This is a genomic window from Nostoc sp. UHCC 0302, from assembly GCF_038096175.1.
Lineage (GTDB): Bacteria > Cyanobacteriota > Cyanobacteriia > Cyanobacteriales > Nostocaceae > UHCC-0302.
The window spans coordinates 6,154,753-6,170,703 of record NZ_CP151099.1 but is presented as its reverse complement, the minus strand read 5'-3'; the positions used below and the strand labels follow the sequence as shown (position 1 = coordinate 6,170,703).

12 protein-coding genes are annotated in these 15,951 nt (G+C 40.4%); 8 read left to right on the top strand and 4 right to left on the bottom strand.

Translation table 11 applies throughout. From position 1 onward, the window contains the following. The first annotated feature begins 106 nt into the window (after positions 1 to 106). Positions 107 to 2,236: an FAD/NAD(P)-binding protein gene (locus tag WKK05_RS26650; protein WP_341526050.1), complete on the top strand. Its 2,130-nt coding sequence runs from the start codon at positions 107 to 109 to the stop codon at positions 2,234 to 2,236. A gap of 183 nt (positions 2,237 to 2,419) precedes the next feature. Then, positions 2,420 to 3,259 (top strand): uroporphyrinogen-III synthase, encoded by an 840-nt coding sequence (locus WKK05_RS26645; protein ID WP_341526049.1) that lies wholly within the window; start codon positions 2,420 to 2,422, stop codon positions 3,257 to 3,259. 69 nt (positions 3,260 to 3,328) lie between these two features. Here the strand turns inward: WKK05_RS26645 and WKK05_RS26640 are convergent, their stop codons facing one another. After that, positions 3,329 to 4,171 (bottom strand): fasciclin domain-containing protein, encoded by an 843-nt coding sequence (locus WKK05_RS26640; protein ID WP_341526048.1) that lies wholly within the window; start codon positions 4,169 to 4,171, stop codon positions 3,329 to 3,331. Positions 4,172 to 5,033: 862 nt separating this feature from the next. Between WKK05_RS26640 and WKK05_RS26635 the strand changes: the two genes are divergently transcribed. From WKK05_RS26635 to WKK05_RS26620, 4 genes are all read left to right on the top strand, one after another. After that, entirely contained in the window at positions 5,034 to 5,828 is a 795-nt protein-coding gene (locus WKK05_RS26635; RefSeq protein WP_341526047.1) for a glutathione S-transferase family protein, read from the top strand. Between the two features lie 129 nt (positions 5,829 to 5,957). After that, positions 5,958 to 7,688, top strand: coding sequence for an ATP-binding protein (locus tag WKK05_RS26630; protein WP_341526046.1), 1,731 nt, complete (start codon positions 5,958 to 5,960; stop codon positions 7,686 to 7,688). 565 nt (positions 7,689 to 8,253) lie between these two features. Continuing rightward, complete coding sequence (locus WKK05_RS26625; RefSeq protein WP_341526045.1) at positions 8,254 to 9,237, top strand: RNA polymerase sigma factor, RpoD/SigA family; 984 nt, start codon at positions 8,254 to 8,256, stop codon at positions 9,235 to 9,237. Between the two features lie 563 nt (positions 9,238 to 9,800). Next, complete coding sequence (locus WKK05_RS26620) at positions 9,801 to 10,613, top strand: hypothetical protein (RefSeq protein WP_341526044.1); 813 nt, start codon at positions 9,801 to 9,803, stop codon at positions 10,611 to 10,613. Positions 10,614 to 10,808: 195 nt separating this feature from the next. Here the strand turns inward: WKK05_RS26620 and cobO are convergent, their stop codons facing one another. Together cobO and WKK05_RS26610 are read right to left on the bottom strand one after the other, a co-directional pair. After that, a complete protein-coding gene (gene cobO, locus WKK05_RS26615; RefSeq protein WP_341526043.1) occupies positions 10,809 to 11,486 on the bottom strand; it encodes a cob(I)yrinic acid a,c-diamide adenosyltransferase in 678 nt (225 codons plus the stop codon). A gap of 690 nt (positions 11,487 to 12,176) precedes the next feature. Further along, a complete protein-coding gene (locus tag WKK05_RS26610) occupies positions 12,177 to 13,439 on the bottom strand; it encodes a plasmid pRiA4b ORF-3 family protein (RefSeq protein ID WP_341526042.1) in 1,263 nt (420 codons plus the stop codon). Between the two features lie 195 nt (positions 13,440 to 13,634). Between WKK05_RS26610 and WKK05_RS26605 the strand changes: the two genes are divergently transcribed. Continuing rightward, positions 13,635 to 14,171, top strand: coding sequence for a nucleotidyltransferase family protein (locus WKK05_RS26605; protein WP_341526041.1), 537 nt, complete (start codon positions 13,635 to 13,637; stop codon positions 14,169 to 14,171). Between the two features lie 529 nt (positions 14,172 to 14,700). After that, complete coding sequence (locus WKK05_RS26600; protein ID WP_341526040.1) at positions 14,701 to 15,060, top strand: nuclear transport factor 2 family protein; 360 nt, start codon at positions 14,701 to 14,703, stop codon at positions 15,058 to 15,060. Between the two features lie 169 nt (positions 15,061 to 15,229). On the opposite strand, the gene WKK05_RS26595 is transcribed toward WKK05_RS26600, so the two are convergent. Next, positions 15,230 to 15,907: a GntR family transcriptional regulator gene (locus tag WKK05_RS26595; RefSeq protein WP_341526039.1), complete on the bottom strand. Its 678-nt coding sequence runs from the start codon at positions 15,905 to 15,907 to the stop codon at positions 15,230 to 15,232. Positions 15,908 to 15,951 lie beyond the last annotated feature (44 nt).

Here is a 15,951-nt window from a genome sequence, read left to right as displayed (position 1 = left end):
TGTTTTGCATCTAACTCATACCGCTTCAAAAGGTGCAATAGGCGTAAATTCACAGATTGTCGGCGTAAATTGTGAGTAACAGCAGCAAGCACAACTCCCACATCCTATGAACAACAGCATTCTCAACCTCACCTTTTATCCTGTGACGATCGCAATCATTGGTGGTGGTTTTAGTGGTTCTCTCGTTGCAGCAAATCTTTTGCGGAATGCAACTATGCCACTATCCATTAAGTTGATTGAACGTAGTCCACAAGTAGGTAGAGGAGTCGCTTACGGCACGCAAGTGGACGGTCACTTATTGAACGTTCCCGCAGGTAAGATGAGTGCTTTTCCAGATGAACCGAATCACTTCCTTACTTGGTTGCATCGGAATGGATACCTAGAGGTTACAGCAGCTAGCTTTGTTCCGCGTCGGATTTATGGAGATTATGTACAAGCGACATTGAAGGAAGCAGAGGTAAATGCGTCGCCTGATGTGCAGTTGGAACGAATTAGGGATGAAGCGATCGCTATCGAAACCACAAACAACATCACAAAGGTGCATCTGAGTAGCGGTGAACGTTTGTTTGTGCAAAAGGCTGTGCTAGCATTAGGCAATTCTCCAGCCACTCTGCCGGAACCGCTTGCTGTTCTGGAGTCTCACCATATCAAAGATGCTTGGTCACCTGATGCGATCGCTAATCTAAATTCAGAGGATGCTGTTCTATTGGTGGGAACTGGATTGACAATGGTGGATGTGGTTGTAGCATTGCATCAACAAGGTTTTCAAGGACAGATTCATGCTGTTTCGCGTCATGGATTGATGCCGTTGCGTCATCAGTCAACGACTCCTTATCCAGCATTTATTGACGTAGAGACTGCGCCAAAAACTGCACGAGGATTACTACATTTGGTTCGTCAAGAACTGCGTTTAGTAGAGGACTGGCGGGCAGTGATTGATGCAATTCGCCCAGTTACTCAAGCACTCTGGCAAGCATTGCCAATTAAAGAACAGAAGCGATTTCTGCGTCATGTTAAAGCTTATTGGGAAGTTCACCGTCATCGGATTGCCCAAGACATTGCACAGATACTAGATGAGGCAATGGAATCTGGTCAAATGATGAATTATGCAGGTAGGATTCATAGCTGTCGGGAGTTTGACAATGGTGTGGATGTGACGATTCGCGAACGGGGAACACAAGCTGATATCGTTTTGCAAGTTAAGCGAATTGTGAATTGCACTGGCGCAAATTGTAACTACCGCAGATTACAGCACCCTTTAATTGCCAGTCTGCAAGAACAACGGCTGATCCGTTCCAATCTGCTAGGAATGGGGATTGATACTGCCCCAAGTGGTGCGTTAATCGATGCGGATGGAAATACATCTGAAATGCTGTATACCTTGGGGACACCGCGCAAAGGCAATCTTTGGGAGACTACTGCTGTTCCTGAAATTCGGGTTCAAGCGGCAGATTTGGCACAGGAATTACTGAAATCTATCAATGTTAAACCCTATGCTACTGCTATCGCATTGCCGCAACCGACTATGTTATTCCGTCAACTGTTTGATAAAGAATCGAGTACTTATACTTATCTGATTGGCGATCGCTCCACCAAATCAGCTATCCTAGTTGATCCTGTATTAGAGCAAGTTGAACGCGACCTGCAAATATTACGAGAATTAGGGCTAACTCTGCGTTACTGTCTAGAAACACACATTCATGCTGACCATATCACTGGCACAGACAGGCTTAGAGAAGCAACAGGTTGTCTAGGGATTGTACCCAAGAATGCTGAAGCTACCCGTGCAGACCGCTACATTGGTGATGGCAACACCTTACAACTAGGGAGTGTACAGATTCAAGCGATCGCTACTCCTGGTCATACTAACAGCCATATGGCTTACTTGGTCAATGGTACTAACCTGTTAACCGGAGATGCTTTGTTTATTCGAGGCTGTGGTCGTACCGACTTCCAAAACGGTGATGCTGGTTTACTATATGATGTTGTCACTCAAAAACTATTCACCTTACCAGATGAGACATTAGTATATCCAGGTCACGACTACAACGGACAAACAGTATCTACCATCGGGGAAGAAAAACGTTGGAATCCCCGATTTGCTGGACGCAGCCGCAGCCAGTTTGTTGAACTAATGCAGAACCTCAACTTACCTCTGCCTAAAAAGATGCTGGAAGCCGTACCTGCAAATCAACTCTGCGGTAAAGTTTTAGTTGCATTAGACTATCAAATTTGAAACATAAATGGAGAGTAGCGAGGGAATGGGGAGACAAACTAATTCATAATTCAAGCAGAAAGATTGATTCTACCAAATGACACAAATACTTCTCTACGAGAGGCTGCGCCCTAAGCGTAGCCATGCCGCAGGCTTTACGACTTCTCTGCGAGACGAACGCTCAGTACAAGTGACAAATGACGAATGACGAATGACGAATTACAAATTAGTAATAAGCTTCCTTTAAGCTACACAACAGTACTGGTAACTCGTGCAGCCGAACAATCCAACAAGTTTGTCTCCTTACTTGAACAATTTGGTGCAACTGCACTCTCAATGTCTTGTCTGTGTATTTGTCCCCCTTCCAGTTACTTTCAACTTGATAAAGCTATTTTTAATCTCCACCAATTTGATTGGTTGATTTTTACCTCAACCAATGGTGTAGATTACTTTCTAGAGCGATTAACCACTCTTGGATTTAACATAAGTAAACTCGCCAATATTCAAATTGCTGTAGTTGGTGAAAAAACGGCTCAACATCTTACTAAATATGGTTTAAAAGCTGATTTCTTACCACCTGAGTTCGTTTCAGATTCTCTAATTGAATCTTTCCCGAATCGGGAAAACCTTAAAGGAACTAAAATCCTTTATCCTCAATTGGAAGCTGGCGGACGAGAAAATCTCGTGGAGGGACTTACGAAAGAAGGTGCAGAGATAGAAGCAGTGCCAGCTTACCAATCAAATTGTATGACTGAAATACAACCTATAATTATAACTGCCTTTCTTGAAAATCAAATTGATGTTGTAACGTTTGCCAGCCCTAAAACTGTAGGATGTTTCTACCAGCTAATCAAATCTATTAGTTCCAAATCCCTTTTAAATAATATCTGTATCGCTTCTATTGGGCCAATCACCTCAATCGCTTGCCGAAATATTATCGGTAGAGTCGATGTTGAGGCAAATCCTTATACTCTTGATGGTTTAATTAATGCGATCGCTAATTGGAAGAAATCCCCTAATGATCAACCAAAATCTTCAGTTTAAATTAAAATTGTAGAGACGTTGCAATGCAACGTCTCTACAGATGTTATAGGTTTTACCTACGCCTACAAACTACAAGTCAGGCGGCAAAATCACCTGATCAATTCCATGTATTACTCCGTTACTGCCTGTGATATCTGCCTGAATCACCTTAGCATCATTGACAGTCACACCAGTAGCAGGATCAACTTTGACATTAATCGTACCGCCTTCAACGCTTTTGACTTCGCCAGATTTCAAATCTGTGGATAATATCTTACCAGGGACTACATGGTAAGTTAAGATTTTGAGCAATACTTCTTTGTTCTCTGGCTTTAACAAATCTCGCAAAGCATCTGGTGGCAGTTTAGCAAAGGCTGCGTCAGTAGGTGCAAAAATAGTAAAATTATCCTTTCCTTGCAAAGTTTGTGTCAATCCAGCTGCTTTCAAAGCCTTTGTCAAAGTTTTAAAAGAGCTATTTGATTCAACCAGCGCTGCTAAGTTCTTGCCTTGAGTATTGGTTGTTCCTGAAGGTGAGGTGGGTGGCTCAGTGGTTGGTGGTGTGCTGGGTGTAGCTCCAGGGGTCGTGTTGGGAAGGGGTGTAGTTTCAGTAGGTGTAGTACTTGGGCGACGTCTATATCTAGGCTCATCAAAAATACTTGGTCGAGGATTTAGCACCCCAGAACCCCCGCGCTGTACTACTTTTTTATTGGGTTTGGCGTTATCCTTTTCTATTTCTGAAGCAGTTTCAGCAGGTGTGTATTGAGCGTTTGCCTGAACACCTTGACCCCGATTATAAGGAGCTTCACTGAAAATACTGGGGTTAGGATTTAATACCTCTTTTGCAATAGATGGTAAAGTAATGAGGAGACTGACACCCATTAATCCCGCTATACCTGCCAATGTGGTAAACAACTTGCTGTAATTAGCCTTCATAAATTTTGTTTTTTGTCCGCATATTACATAAAGATTTATAACATTTTGCTAGACACAAAATCTAACCTAAGAAGGAAGTAAAATTTTTCTCCAGAAATACTCAGTGCTGATAAGAAGATTCCAAATTGGAATACGGTGGTAAGTATCAGCTATATTTAGCTCAGGTAATTTGAGTTTTACAGATTTTATACTCGATTTGCTTGGCGATACTTTCTCTGCAAGACACAACGCCAACGGTGAGTTTCGTAAATGCACCAAGAAAAGCCAAAACTTTTCACTCAATAGTAATGCAATTTTTAGCCTGTAACCAAATCTTCTAGGTTCTTAGTTGGTGCTGTCTTCGAAGACATCACCAACTACAAACAGCGTATACTCCTCAATTTTTTGTTGACAGAGTACTACCAGTTCTAGTTATGATAAATTCTGAATTTTTACTAAAAAAGAAACTTTAGATACAAAGTATTACCTAGTTTTATCGTTAGCTTCAATACTGATAACCTTTCTACAGCAAAAACTGTATTTAGAATTTGCTTCCTGATGTTTCAGCAAAAGCGAATAAATTAAGTACTTAATGTCTCAAGTAGACTAACAGCAATGTAAATTAAACTAACTAGTTCAGGTTTATAGCTAAGAGGTTAAATTGATTTATAGACAATTAAATTAAATAATTTAATGATTTGATAGCTTCAATAAACAGAAAAGAGGAGTTTTGTAAATCGGTAATTTTGCCAAAAAATCCGCAACTATACAATTTTAGTAGCAATTTAATAGGTAAGTGAGCAATTATGGCCAATAAAAATTACTTAAAGTAAAGTTACAATTATAAAGTCAATAAATTCCTAGTTACAAGGTATACAATAATATGCTGGAATTATACCAGTGGGAACTATCTCAGTACTCAGAAAAAGTGCGTCTGATTCTGGATTATAAAGGACTAGATTACCGCAAAATAGAGGTTACGCCTGGGATTGGGCAGGTAGAGTTGTTCCGGCTGACTGGTCAAAAACAAGTGCCAGTGTTGAAAGATGGAAATAAATACATTGCTGATTCTACTGCGATCGCAAAGTATTTAGACTTAAAATATCCTGACCGCCCACTAATTCCGCAAGATCCCAAAAAACGGGGTGTAACCTTATTAATAGAAGAATGGGCGGATGAGTCGATAGGTATCAAAAGCCGGAAAGCCCTATTTTCTGCGATTAGTCAAGATCAAAGTTTCCGCAAGTCTTTATTACCCACATCAGCACCAGATGTGCTTAGAAGTCTGGTTGAAGGGGTACCCACTGACTTCCTGACAGTTTTGGGTTTTGGTGTAGGTTATAGCCCAGATGTGATAAGGTCAGCGATCGCGGACTTAAAGCAAGACTTGGAAGCTTTAACTTTATTGTTGGCAGATACTCCTTATTTAACCGGAGATGAACCTACTCTAGCTGACTTAGCAGTTGCAGGTTTATCAATATTATTAAAATTCCCTGATGGCCCTTATCTCGATTTACCAGCATCTACCAGAGGTAAAGGAGCGCCCATATTCGCGGAGAATCCAGATTATGCAGCATTCTTTGCTTGGCGCGATCGCCTCTACGCTCAATTTCGCAAACCATTAATTAGTACTACTCCACCAGCAGGGAGTGCGCCAACTTCTATTCAGATTGAATAGGTAATTGGGTATAGGGGATGGGGCATGGGGCATAGGAGAGGTAATGGAAAACAAATAACTTTTGACGCTTGACCCTTCGACAAGCTCAGGGCATCGCTTTTGACTCTTGACTCTTGACTAACTAATCAAATGAATTTAGGACAGCCATTAGGTTCAGTCATCCAAGGTTCTCTAACTGATGGGTTAGAAGTACGATTACACCCGGATATTTCTGTTGAAGATATGCGGGTGGGTAAGTTTCTTGTTGTACAAGGGATGCGATCGCGTTTTTTTTGTATGCTCACAGATGTGGCACTCGGAGCTGCTAACGCGCGAATCATTGCTAACCCTCCTAGTTGGGAAGACACTTTTTTACGAGATGTTTTAGCCGGAAGTGGTACATACGGCACTATCAACCTCTCACCGATGTTGATGTTCACTCCCGAAGTTGAGGAATCTTTCTCCCCAACAAATGGCAAATCTGCAAATCCCTTTGTACCATCGACGACTGGTTTGGCTTCATTTATGCCGCAAACTAGTACTACGATGGAATTGTTGCCTGTTAAAACTATTCCCAGCCACTTTAGTCAAGTTTACGAAGCTAATGAAGATGATTTTCGCCGCGTTTTTGGTTGGGAAGATGATCCTCAAAGGCGTAATTTTTCCATCGGTAAACCGTTGGATATGGATGTACCAGTTTGTATCGATTTAAACCGCTTTGTAGAACGTAGTAACGGCGTATTTGGTAAATCTGGTACTGGCAAATCCTTTCTCACCCGCTTACTGTTAGCTGGCGTCATCCGCAAGAATGCAGCAGTAAACTTGATTTTTGATATGCATTCTGAATATGGCTGGGAAGCGGTTGCAGAAGGTAAGAATGTAAATACTGTAAAAGGCTTAAAGCAATTATTTCCTGGTAAAGTCGAAGTTTACACCCTCGACCCCGAATCTACAAAACGTCGGGGTGTACGCGATGCACAAGAACTATTTCTTAGTTATGAGCAAATTGAAGTTGAAGATATTAAGTTATGTAGCCGTGACTTAGGACTCTCGGATGCAGCTATGGATAACGCCAATATTCTTTTTAGCGAGTTTAACAAGTCTTGGATTGTCCAGTTGCTGAATATGACTAATGAAGAAATCGAGATGTTCTGCGACGAGAAGCGGGGACACAAAGGCTCAATCATGGCATTGCAGCGCAAACTCTTGCGGATGGACAGTTTGAAGTATATGCGGGCAGTTTGTCCCCAAAATTACATTAGTAAAATTGTGCAGTCTCTGGAAGCTGGGAAGAATGTTGTGATAGAATTTGGTTCCCAGTCCAATATGCTCTCTTATATGTTGGTGACCAATATGATCACCAGACGTATTCACGAGCATTACGTCAAAAAAGCCGATAAATTCCTGCAAAGCAAAAATCCTTGCGATCGCCCGACGCCATTGATGATTACTATTGAAGAAGCACACCGTTTCCTTGACCCAGCAGTGGTACAAAGTACAATCTTTGGGACTATTGCCAGGGAATTGCGAAAATATTTTGTAACTCTTTTGGTAGTTGATCAACGTCCATCGGGGATAGATAATGAAGTTATGTCCCAGATAGGAACTCGCATCACCGCTTTGCTCAACGATGAAAAAGACATCGACGCAATTTTTACAGGTGTTTCTGGTGCTGGTGGGCTGCGTTCAGTGTTGGCAAAGTTAGACTCTAAGCAGCAAGCTTTAATTTTAGGTCACGCCGTTCCTATGCCCGTAGTAGTGCGTACCCGTCCTTACGACTCCACTTTTTATGCCGAGATTGGGGATACAACTTGGGAAGAAAAGCCAGATGCAGAAGTATTTGCCGCTGCTGAACTAGCTAAAGCCGACCTCGGTTTCTAAAGAATCAATAGTCCAAAGTCAACAGTCCAGAGTCTGAATATTGATTTTGACTCTTGACCCTTGACCCTTGACTTTTGACCCATTCGTAACATCCCCCCATTAATGCAGCCAATAAAGTTCGGTTATCCCGCTAGTTTTTGGCAACAGAACAGGGGTTTTTGACGTCACTATAGATATAGCAAGCAATTTAAAGGAAAATTAATTTTTTTTCAAAAACAACATATTTTCGATTATAATTGAAAGATTTATCTAGGCTACTTTACTATCTGCCTGATTTATCCTATTATAGAAATAAGTGAACTCATATTGACTTCGTATTTTACGGTCGCTATCAGCGATTGCAGAAGAGAAGAATTCTCAAGAACAACCCTGCGTGCTTCTGAAAAATTGAAAAATTTAAGAAAGGTAGGGGGAACTTATCTCAGGGCAGCACCGTCTCAACAACGGCTTTATCAACTGATTGCTTTTGGTAGCTCCTGATGTTCCGTGATATACGTATTACCTTTCACTATTCACCCTAGTAAAAAATATTCATTGTGTTTACGGAGTAGAGGATAACGCACCAATGCCTACTGTTAACACCCAAACGGAAAACCTCAACACCAAATTCACGGCTGATATGGTGCGAACCTATCTGCGGGAAATTGGTCGTGTACCACTGCTAACCCGTGAACAAGAAATTGTCTATGGGAAGCAGGTGCAACAAATGATGACGCTAATCGACGCCAAGGAGGCTTTGGCGAAGAAATTGCACCGCGAACCAAGTTCACAAGAGTGGGCTGACCACGTTCACCAAGATGAAACCGAGGTGAAACAAACGGTAGCTCAAGGTAAGCGGGCAAAGCAAAAAATGATCGAAGCGAACTTGCGCTTAGTTGTTGCTATTGCTAAAAAATACCAGAAGCGGAACATGGAGTTTCTGGATTTAATTCAAGAAGGAACTCTAGGCTTAGAGCGGGGCGTAGAGAAATTTGACCCAACAAGGGGTTATAAGTTCTCGACCTACGCTTACTGGTGGATTCGCCAAGCAATTACCCGTGCGATCGCTCAGCAAGGTCGCACCATCCGGTTACCAATTCACATTACCGAAAAACTGAATAAAATCAAAAAAGTGCAGCGCGAACTGGCTCAAACTTTAGGGCGATCGCCGACACCAGCAGAAATTGCCCAAGAATTAGAGCTAGAACCCATGCAGATCCGTGAGTATCTGAATATGGCACGCCAACCAGTTTCTTTGGATGTGCGAGTTGGTGACAACCAAGATACTGAACTGCAAGAAATGCTCGAAGATGACGGCCCATCACCAGAGTATTACACTAACCAAGAATTTCTCCGCCAAGACCTAAACAATCTGTTAGCAGAACTAACCCCGCAACAGCGAGAAGTGTTAGCTCTACGCTTTGGTTTAGAAGATGGTAATGAAATGTCTTTGGCGAAAGTCGGTGAACGGTTGAATCTCAGCCGTGAACGCGTCCGCCAGTTAGAGCATCAAGCTCTTGCTCATCTGCGTCGTCGTCGCGCCAATGTCAAAGAATACATCGCTAGTTAATTGTAGAGACGTAGCATTGCTACGTCTTGATCAAGTTTTAGAGAGCGATCGCTCCCGGAATTTCGGGGGCGATTTTTTTGCCGTTCATCAGCAAAAATACTTGGATTTTATCTGGAATTGAGATAGCTACTGTTGTAATTTTCTATAGTCTTAGGACTTACGCACTGAAGCCTAAAATCTTGATCCCCCCTAGCCCCCCTGCTTAAAAAGGGGGGAATTTCTAAAGCCCCCTTTTTAAGGAGATTGGGGGATCTGATTGCGTAAGTCCTGAGTCTTACGGTGATAGCTTTAAGAGAAAGTCGTCAGTAATTTTTCTGGTTGAAAGGTTTAATTTGTGATTCAGCTCACCCAATCGGGTGAATCTCTTGGGTGAAGAATGAATAATCTAACCAGTGGTAGATTAAGATTATCGAGCTAAATTACTAGAAAATTTCATCTTTTGACGGTTCTATTTTCCCGACAATATAAATCAAACCATTGACGGAGCCTTGAATGGTAAAGACTTAGTTATGGTTTAAGTAACTTCAATATGACTGAGTTATTTTTTTAACAGGAGAAGTAGGGTGCTTAACAATATTCGTCAGGTTTTATCCCCTCGTCAATTGGGAATTCCCTTTGTGGGCATACTTCTCACTTTTGGCTTCATGGGCAATCAGACTAAACCAGTGCTGAGTAACCAAGTAGAAAGAACATCGACGTTACTGGTTACAGATTCTCAAGTATCATCTGCTCGAATTCAGAACAGCACCGAAACGCCTCTATTATCAAAGCTTAGAGAAGTTAGAGAGCAGAGAAGTCAACTAGCTGCTAGCAATTCTGAACAAAATCAAGTTGCAAACTCGGCTATCTTCAATAATCAACAGCAATCTAACTTGGTGTCTTCTGCTAGCTTATTGAAGAACGAAAAAACATTACCTAAAACCTTAGCGTTGGTTCCAGGGTCTCAAGCATCTGTTACCGAAGCGGTAGTTATGCCTAGAGGTAATTTTCCGGCAAAAGATGGAATTTATCTCTACGGTCAATCACCAAAACCAAATCAGATCGGACAAGGCTATATCATATTTCAGAAGCAGCAAGGCAAAGTGTCGGGTGCGATGTATATGCCCCATTCAGAGTTTAGTTGCTTTCAGGGTACACTTGACCAGTCAGGAGAATTAGCGATGACGGTTAATGGTTCGCCCGATGAAGGTGGTTCTAATCAAGTAGCTACAGCTAATAGGCTGCCAACAGTCGCTGATGATGAGTCAAGTTCTTACGCTTACTCGGTTGCATTGCAAGACTATCATCAATTAAATTCTATTAGTGCTAGCGATCGCCGCATATTACAGATGTGCAATCCATCTGCAACAGCTTCTTACAGCAAGTTTGTTAAGTAAAAGCAAATAAAATCTTGATGGATATTGTCATTAGCCCTTTGTCATTAGTCATTTGTCCTATGTAAATACAAATGATTAATCACAAAGATAGAAGTCTGTTACAAGACTTCCTCCATTAGGTATAACTCCTCGCGTTCGCTGAGAACTTTGACAATGAGCTTCATGAGTCAATATGCAACTGAAATAGGTAACAGTTTAATACTCAATTCCTGGTTGTGCTTTAACACCTTGATCGCGGAAAGGATGTTTAACTAGGGTCATTTCAGTTACTAGGTCAGCTTGCTCAATTAAAGCAGCTGGTGCGCCTCTGCCTGTTAGAATAACGTGTTTATCAGCTGGTTTTTGCGCCAAACCTGCCAAAACTTCATCTACTTGTAAATAAGCCATCTTGAGGGCGATATTGATTTCATCTAATAGAACTAGATGAAAGTCCGGGTTACGGATATATTCTAATGATTTTTCCCATGCAGCGTTAGCTTTGTCGAGATCGCGATCGCGGTCTTGGGTTTCCCAGGTAAAGCCTTCGCCCATGGCGTGAAATTCTAACTGGTCTTCCCAATAACTGAAAACCCTTTTTTCTGAGGGTTCCCAGCTGCCTTTGATGAATTGGACGATCGCTACTTTATATCCATGACCAAGCGATCGTAACACCATCCCCAGAGCAGCGGTAGTTTTACCCTTACCGTTACCTGTATTTACAATAATTAACCCTTTTTCGGGTACAGCTTGCGCTATACGCAGATCCTGGACTTCTTTGCGCCGCTGCATCTTTTTGCGGTACTGATCATCAGTTAGGGTTGATGACATTACTTCGTCAATCAAGCGCTCAATCTCTTGGTCAGAATTCAATTCTTTTGGGGTTTCGTCTTTCATCAAACTTGTCTGCAAATAACTATTACAACTTTCGATAAATAACCAAAATTATTTTTTTATCCAATGTCACTTACATAACACGAGTTGGATATTTCCACTAAGTTTTTTATGAAAATATTGATACTGTGTTAGTGTATCTCTAATTGATAAGTATCATAAACTATGATAATACACAAATTGAACTAGTAATTTAAGTTCAATACTGCTATTTTAAATATTTAATAGGTTTATTAAAGCACTTTTTTAGAGAAATTTTTTCATTTCCTTACACAGGTTATTTGGTATAATAAATTTCAGGTTTTTCTCGAATATTATATAAAATTATTACCTATAACAGTTTTAAATCATTAGTGAACAACAAAATTACCGACTTCTATAGGTATCTGAGCCTTGTTATTTTCACTAATTAAAACAGGATTCGTCTAGAAATACTTTTATAAAAATAGGTTAGGTAAGACAAGAAATTTGAGTAACTCGCCTTTCATCGAGTCACCTTGCTAACTAGCTCTATTAAAATACTCAAGTCTATACTGATGAGAATCATAATTATGCCTAAAAATCATACTAATTAAAATTCTGATAAATGAGTAAATAAATTATACTAATTCGGAGGTAAGACGTAGAGAAAAAAGTGTAACGCAGGCTGTTTATAATCCGTTATGTAACAAAATATTCTTTACGAATCTAGGGTTAATAATTATCCCCTTCATCATCTTCACTCCAATACTGTTGAGGTGCATTTCCGTGAACTTCTAAAATCTTGGCTTTTTTGATTTTGTTATCAGGCGGATTAATTGCTTCTAATAGCACATCAAATTCCCAGTTATCACCAAAATCGTAAAGATAAGTCATCCTAGCACCCGGTTCTAAGGGTAAATCACCAATTTGCACTTGATCTGCAAATGGGGGTATTTCCATATAAGGATGACCAATCTTGAGTGTACGGCCAAAATGGTCTTTTAAACTAAACTCGTAAAGATGATCGTAGTCAAAGTCAAAAGCGTCAAGAATCGTTTCTGCTAACCAGCTTAATGGTTTTTTTGCAGGTATGGCAATGCGACGCCAAGACCGAGAAACTAAGACTTTAAAAACATAAATACCATCAGTAAAGCCTTGTTTTGGTACAAACAAATTATGCTTCCATTCAGGAAAAAACGGTTGGAGATGTGGCTGCAATTTTCCAAAAGCCACATTTACATCATCTTGTAACTCTCCTCGTATTCCCAATGGAAATAGTAACTGCAAGAGAGAATCACCAAAAGGCAAACGTTGTAAATTAGTAATGCGCCATCCCTTACCCTCTTGTGGCTTCCCGTGTTTGATTGATAACAATCCAAATAAATCTAATAAAGCAACATTATGCAGACCAGGATAATAACTGATATCTTGTTGCTCTTCATATTTACTAAATTTTAAACCTTTATCTGGGATGCGGGGCCAAAGTTGAATACATCTAAATAAATTCCCAAATGAGTCTTGATGTTCACCTAAAATTTCGTTATTTCCCCAAATCAACCAAGCTTCTAGTAGATTGAAATAGCGTTCTGTTGGGTTAAGGTTTAACCATGATTCTAAAGAGGCTCGGTCTAATACTAAAATCTGCTTCTTTCCCTGGGATCTAATTTGGGCTATCCCAGAACTGCGTAGTAGGAGATAAAGCCCATTAATGTAGGGATATGATTTCTGTACGGGGCGTTTGAGTTTAGTTTCAATTGGGCGACTTAAGCGAGAATTAAGTTCTGATAGTACTTTTAATGGTAAAAGGTTATTAACACTGCTAACTTCCACTCCATTCGGTTGTAAGAAATCTATTAGAGTTTGAAAGTCATGCAGAATCGTACCGGGTTGATTTTCGTCAATACTGAGTTCTTGTAGCAGTTGTTGTTGTGACTCTGTTAGGGAAGGTAACTCAGGATTTAGTGTGCGTTCTAGCCGCGCGAATAAGTCTTCCATAAATAAAAATTCCAAATTCTAAATTCACAATTTACCCTTCCGTGCAATCCTGTTTTCTTTATTCTATAACTACAGAAGTTTTCCTCATAAATATCAAACTGCCAAGTGTCGCAGTCTGACTATAAACACCGTAAGCTTTGTGAAATGTGAATAATAATATTTTCAGCTTGTACTTGACAATCCCAGGAATTTGATATGAATAGTAACACTCGTTTACAGATGATTTTGGCTGATACACCTGTTGGTATAGTATTACCTGCGATCGCTCAACTCAACTTACCCAACTGGTGGTTAGCAGGGGGTGCAGTCCGCAATACAGTTTGGCATTCGATATTTGGCGCTGAGTGTGGCTTAGGTATTAAAGATTTTGATATTGCATTCTTCGACATCAACGGAAATCGTTCTCAAGAACAAGCAGCTAAGGCAACTCTCACAGAACAATATCCTGATGACCAGTTTGATGTCAAAAATCAAGCCAGTTTTGCCCGTTGGCGTCTTGGTCGCAGACCCTACACTAGTACAGAGGATGGCATCACAGAATGGCTACATACCGCTACTGCTGTCGGAGTTCGGCTAGATACACAAGGAGAATGGCAGTTTTTCACGCCCTACGGCTTAGATGATTTATTTGGTGGCATTATTCGACCGACACCAGCACATACTCATAACTCAGACGCCCATAATAAGGCATCTACTTTTTTGCAAAAGTGTCCTTATTTGCGGTTGGCATAATCAGGTGTAGTAAAAAATTCTAAATTCAAAAAGTTGATAATGCCAACTTTGGGTCTATTTTGAATAGTATTTTTTACGACTGTACTGTTAGTAACTTGTTATTTTACAGTAGTGTGCTGCATAACCTCGGTTACGGAACTGACATGAGAATATCTCCTAACCATAGGAATAATAAAGCAGAACGCCTTTCTCGGAAGGGGAGATAATGATATTGTTTTTTGTATTTTTATAGTTAAAACCCAATGCTAAATATTAATGGATACCACATCTGAAACCTGATTATAATCGACCAGCAATTCAGGTAACTAAGCATTATGACGATATTCCCTTAGTTAAGTGCTATTTGGGGCAATTAAATCAGGTATTTATGAATATTTTAGCAAATGCGATCAATGCTTTATAAGAAGCAAACATCGGCCGTAGTTTCGGAGAAATTCAACAAAAATATCCTAATATTATAACTATTAAAGCTCAACTCAGTGAAGACAATAAAAATGTAGTTATTAAAATAGCAGATAATGCTAAAGGAATGACAGAAGAAGTTAAAAACCGTAGTCAAACAAGCATTGGAACAGATGCTTGGGCAGATTTTGTTTATTCGGTATTCCAAGGGAACGGATATGTGGCTACCCAACACTTGATGGGTACGATAAATATCTCGGAGCTTCAATATAATCAAGCAAAAATGACTTCTTACCTTCATGCAACTCATAAACGTTCAGAAACTAGCATTGATGTTGCCAATGGAACTTATGAAGATCAAGTTGTCAATACAAATGGGCGCTGGAAAATCCGTCAGCGTACCCTTAAACTTATTGATTTTTTGAACCTTAGTTCCCCAAGTACCAGTACTCCAACCAAAGTGGAAAAACCACGTGTATTCCACTAAATAACATAATAGCTTAGGCATAAATGGCACTAAGATAAACGAACATAGAGATGCGGAAGCACAGGAAGATTGTTGGAAAATATTTTGCCTTCTCTGCATCAATCTAAATCTTTAACTTAGTGCCATTCAATATAGAAACTACTATCTGATAAATTTAGTTTTATATTCACTACTTTTGAGCTTTTTGCTGTAAGTATATAGCTAACTGTTCTCCTGCGGTGTCAATATGTCGTTTTAGTAGTCGGACAGCTGCTTTACTATCTTGCTGACGACAAGCATCCAGAAGTTGATAGTGTTCTTTTTGAGAACGTTCTTGATAATCCATCTGTGTCATTTGCAACCGGACATAGCGGTCTATATTGACGTGCAAGTTTTTAATCATCGTTAGTAGCCGAGGACGTTCCGCTGTTACATAAAGTGTGGCGTGAAATTCCCAGTTGAGTTTTGCCAAATGTCCCGCATCGGTCGCTTGGTCAGTTGCTTCTAGAATTACAGCTGCTTTTTCTATATCTGATTCGCTTAATTTAGGTATAGCCAACTGCATCGCTTTCACTTCCAAAGCACTACGAATTTCACAGATTTCTTGCGCCTCTTTTGCTGTCAGCACAGAAACCATCGCGCCACGATTCAGATGCAGCGTCACTAATCCTTCAGCCTCTAGCTGCTTGAGTGCTTCCCGCACGGGAATACGACTAACTCCAAACTGAGTAGCGATTTCATCTTGTCTTAGAGATTGTCCTTCCTGAAAAATACCCCGTAAAATCGCTTCCCGTAAAGCGTCGGCAATTAAATCAGGGGTACTACGTTGCTGTTGCAGCACATTGGCTGCTAAATCATTTAAGTTCATAATGGATATTGTATACAAAAAATCGTATACAATATCCAAAGTAA